General features: G+C 69.7%; 5 protein-coding genes. 1 reads left to right on the plus strand and 4 read right to left on the minus strand.

Features of this window, described 5'->3' with window-relative positions; all coding sequences use genetic code 11:
• Positions 1–42 precede the first annotated feature (42 nt).
• Both VGW35_00995 and VGW35_01000 read right to left on the minus strand, forming a co-directional pair.
• Positions 43–747, minus strand: a complete 705-nt coding sequence (locus VGW35_00995) for a DUF2848 family protein (protein ID HEV8306214.1) — start codon at positions 745–747, stop codon at positions 43–45.
• A gap of 45 nt (positions 748–792) precedes the next feature.
• Positions 793–1545: an SDR family oxidoreductase gene (locus VGW35_01000; GenBank protein ID HEV8306215.1), complete on the minus strand. Its 753-nt coding sequence runs from the start codon at positions 1543–1545 to the stop codon at positions 793–795.
• 225 nt (positions 1546–1770) lie between these two features.
• Between VGW35_01000 and VGW35_01005 the strand changes: the two genes are divergently transcribed.
• Positions 1771–2223 carry a DoxX family protein gene (locus VGW35_01005; protein ID HEV8306216.1) on the plus strand — a complete coding sequence of 151 codons (453 nt, stop codon included), beginning with the start codon at positions 1771–1773 and terminating at the stop codon, positions 2221–2223.
• Positions 2224–2303: 80 nt separating this feature from the next.
• Here the strand turns inward: VGW35_01005 and VGW35_01010 are convergent, their stop codons facing one another.
• The gene (locus VGW35_01010; protein HEV8306217.1) at positions 2304–3794 is read right to left on the minus strand and encodes a hypothetical protein; all 1491 of its coding nucleotides are present in this window, start codon (positions 3792–3794) and stop codon (positions 2304–2306) included.
• Between the two features lie 339 nt (positions 3795–4133).
• The coding region (locus VGW35_01015) for a hypothetical protein (GenBank protein HEV8306218.1) at positions 4134–4461 on the minus strand (328 nt) is incomplete at its 5' end.

A 4461-nucleotide genomic window follows, 5' to 3' on the forward strand; every position in this document is an offset into this window, starting at 1 on the left:
CCCCAAGCTATGGCACGGGCGCCGCCCGGGGTGGGGAGGTTCCTACCGGGGGCCGCCTTCCAGGACCTGCACCGTGTAGTGGGTCCGGATCTGCCGGTTGAGGCGAGGGTCGGTCAGCTCGAGCTCGTAGGCGTCGCCGTAGATCAGCTCGCCGTCCACGGTCGGCACGGTGCCCGAGAAGAAGACCACGCCCGACAGCTCGCGTCCGGCATGACGGCGCACGCCGGGTAAGAGGGCCTGAGGGGGCAGCATCCGCGCCAGCGTCGCCTCCTGGTAGAGGCGGCGCTTCCGGCCGCTCCGGACCCACGAGCGGAGGCTGAGCTCGTCCCAGTGCTCTTCGACCTCGGCCACCGGCCACACGGTGCCGGCGACGATCTTGGGGCAGAGCTGCTTGGCCGCGGGCACCGAGTGGCGCTCGAAGAAGCGGTCGGTCTGATCGCTGCCCACCGTCAGCCACGGGCCGCCCGGGCCGAACAGCAGCACGAACTCGACTTCTCCGGAGGTGAAGGGCCCCTGGACCTCGATCGGGCCGGCCACGGTGGCGAGATAGGACGCCACCGAGAAGTAGATCGGTATCTCCTTCGGCCGGGGGATGCCGAGGGCCTCGAGCTCCTTGATGTGGCGATCCACCTCGGTGCGGTCGCGGCTCGAGTAGCCGCCACAGATGATGCGGCGGACGGTGAAGGGGAGCGGCTGGTGGCCATCCCGTGACTCGACGACGAGCGGAAGCTCGGGATGGACAGGCACGGGCTCAGGGCCGACGTCGGCCGGGCATCGTCGCGGCTGGGCCGCTCAGGCCCACCCGCCGGCGAAGGAGATGACCTGGCCGCAGAAGAAATCCGCCTCGTCGGAGGCGAGATAGACCGCCAGCCGCGCCGACTCCTCCGACCGCGCCAGTCGCCCGGCCGGAACGTGCTTGAGGACCCGAGCCAGCTTGTCGGGGTCCGACACGATCTCCTGGCCGAAGTAGGTCGGATTCTCGACGAAGTTCTGCGCGATCGCGTTCACCTGGATTCCGAACCGCGCCACCTCACGTCCTACCGCCTTGGTCAGCCCGTTGGCTCCGGCCCGGGCCGTGGAGTAGGCGGCGTAGTTCGGCAGCCCGACGATCGCCACCGCCGAGGTGAAGTTGATGACCTTTCCTCGACCCTGACGCTTCATCGCACGGATGGCGGCCCGCAAGCAGTAGAACGGCTCGTCGAGGAGCTGCGCGGTCAGGGACCGCCACGCTTCGTCCGTCGTCTCCTCGACCGGGCCGCCGAGCGGAGGGTGGCTCGAGTTGTTCACGAGGACGTCGAGCCGCCCGAACCGGTCGATGACCGTCCGCACGACGCGGTTCGCCTCGGCGGACCGGGTGAGGTCGCCGGCGACGAGCAGCGCCTCCCGCCCGTAGGCCAGCGTCACCTCGAGGGCCGGCTTCGCCCGGCTCTCGGTCCGGTCGTGGAGGGCGAGCACGGCCCCCTCCTTGGCGAACTCCTCCGTACAGGCCGCGCCCATGTACTGGCTGACGTTGGTGATGAGGGTGATTTTGCCGGTCAGCTTCATGGCTCAGCGCCCGGCCGACGAGCCTCGCATCTCTGGGTCCTCGCTCGATGCGCTGGCCGGTGTCATGGCGGTATCGTACCGAGAAGGCTGCCCCGACGCAATCGGCGCCGGTCCGATGACAGGGATACCGGTCGCCGGGCGCGCCCCTATAATGAAAGGGGCCGTGGCGGCGGGCCACGGTCGAACCGGCGGGAAGGAGCGGCCCCTGACCGCGGAGGGCAAGACATGGGCGGACTCTTCGAGTGGCTCCTCTTCTCCTATCCCTCGTGGTCGATCCTCGTCGTGCGGGTCATTCTCGGTATCATCTTCTTCGCTCACGGTGCCCAGAAGGTGCTCGGCTGGTTCGGCGGCCAGGGCCTCGAGCGCACCACGAGGTCTTTTGCCTCGATGGGGCTCCCGCTGCCCATCGCCTATCTCGTCTGCTTCTTCGAGTTCCTCGGGGGGATCGGGCTGATCCTCGGACTGCTGACGCGGCCGGCGGCGCTGGCCGTGATCATCGTGATGATCGGCGCCATCGCCAAGGTGCACTGGCAGCACGGCTTCTTCCTCAACTGGTCCCTCACGCCGGGCAAGGGCCACGGGTACGAGGCGAACCTGGCCTTCATCGCCATGGCGCTGGCGTGCCTGATCGCGGGGGGCGGGGCGCTCTCCCTCGACCGGCTGCTGCTCGGATACTGAGCCGCGGTGACGGGCGCGCGGGGCGCCCCGCGCCTTCCCGGAGGGAGCCGTCGAGGCCCGTCCGGCTCGGCTCAGCGCGGCTACGGAGTCGCGACCCAGTTCCAGGTCCGCCAGTTCGCTCGCGAGGTCGAGTTGACGCCGGACGCGTACTGGCTGACCGACCACACGCGCCCCGTCGTCGATCCGGCCGGCGGCACCGGGTCCGGGCTCGCCGCCGCGTAGTCACCCCAGCGGCAGTCGTTGTCGGCGCCCGCGCAGTCGAACCCCGAATAGTTGCCGGCCGAGCTGCGCACGAGGACGTGAGCCGACTGGGGGGCGGCCCCGACCTTCGACAGCATGCGCACGGCGGGGAACGATGTCGTCCCCGACGTGTCGAAGCCGAGCACCATGCTGTGGCCGAACCGCGCGGTGGTGCCGAACCGCGCCCGGTCGGGGGAGATCGCGCCGTTGAAGGCGAAGTACGCCGGGCTCGTGGCCCTCCCGGACTGGAACAGGGTCCGGGTGACGGGATTGATCTCGTACCAGCGCACCTCCGAGCGGCCGGCGGGGACGGTGGCGGTGGTGTGCTGGACCCAGAGCCCCACCCGGTTCCCGTGGCCGGGGTCGATGGCCGAGACGGCCTGGGTCGGGCGCGCGTCGAGCGTGTCGAGCCGCTTCGCCGAGTTCGGGAACCCGGTCCGCTGGGGCGCGTCCGGCGGGATGGTGTAGCTCGGCATCACCACCGGCAGGCCCGGGTTCTGGATGACGGGAGTGCCGGTGGCGCTGGGCGTGATGCGGTGCAGCGAGAAGCGCGTGCTCGGCAGGGCGCCGGTGCGGGCGATGATGTAGCCGGTGGGGGAGGAGTCGATCTGGTTGACGACGACTGGCGTGAAGGCCGGGCCGCCGTTCGGGTCCCTCAGGTTGAACGTCTCCCCGAACTTGAACGCGCTCGGGGGCGGGCACGTCGGGCCGGCGGGAGGCTTCGAGATCCCCAAGACGCTGGAGCCGATGAAGCCTCCCGCGGAGTTGAAGTCGTTGGTCCCGACCAACCAGAAGTTCGCCGTGTCCCCCAGCTTCGGGTAGTCGGGGAAGTTGGCCCCGAAGTTGACGAAGTAGTGGCAGAAGTCGGCAGCCGTGGCGGGTGACGAGGTCTTGCTGAAGCCGAGCGCGAGGAGGTGGTCGCTCGAGCTCACGACGAGGTCCATCGCGTAGTAGAAGCGATTGGTCGTGGCGTCCCAGATGATCTGGGGATCGAACGCCTGGCCGGAGGCGTTGGCCAGCTGGTTGAGCGTCCCGGTGCCGATCGGCAGGTGGGTCGTCTTGTTGTAGGTCGCGAACCGGCTGTTGACCAGCTCGATGTAGCGCGTGGATCCGACCGCGCTCGTCGAGTCCGGCGGAGCCCTCGTGCCGTCGAAGATGCCGTCAAAATTGAGGATAGAACGGGGTATGAGGCGCTCGTCGCCGCGGATCGGAACCGATGCCAGCGGGCCGCGTGTAGCCTCGGCTTCCGCGCCCTGCCCCGTCCGGCCGGCCGCCTCCGCCTTGGCGCGAGCGTATGCGGCCTGGTCGGGCACGAGATAACCCTGCCTCATCGCCAGAGCCGCGGCCCGGCCGACCGTGCCGTCGCTCGGAGGAGCCGTCGAGGACAGCCGCAGCCTCCCGGCTTGGGCGCCGGCCGCCCCGGGCACGAGTACCGCAAAGATCAGAGCGGCGAGGGCGACCGGGCAAGCACGCGCCCTACTCGGCTTCCGCATACTGTCCTCCTTGGCATTGACGTGCGTTCGCGACCCAGGATGGACCTCGGCATCGAATTCGCCCAATCTATCTCAAAGCAAAACCAGAACGCAAGTGGCGCGCGGTGGTGACAGGCAAGGAGCGCGACCGCGATGACCGTGGCCGGAGGGCGCCGACGGCACGCCCGGCGGTCGAGCTCAGCGCTCGGGCTTCCCGAACAGCTCGAAGAAGCGGCGGAACAGCGAGTCGAAGGTCTGGAGCGGCCCGCCGTGGTCGGTGCAGACCTCCCGCGGCTCGGTGGAGGCCAGGAAAGCCTCGCGGACGACGATCGGGCAGTAACGGGTGGCGAGCTTCCCGTTCGTGGGGTCCACGTCGCGGAACGTGACCGAGGACGGGACCGTGAACGGACCGCTCGGCAAGACGGCCATGGCCGTACGCATGAAGTCGGCCCAGATCGGAAGGGCCGCCTGGGCCCCCGAGAGCTGCAGCGCCTCCCGCTCGTCGAACCCCACCCACACGAGAGTC

Source organism: Candidatus Methylomirabilota bacterium (genome assembly GCA_036005065.1).
Lineage (GTDB): Bacteria > Methylomirabilota > Methylomirabilia > Rokubacteriales > DASRDR01 > DASYQW01.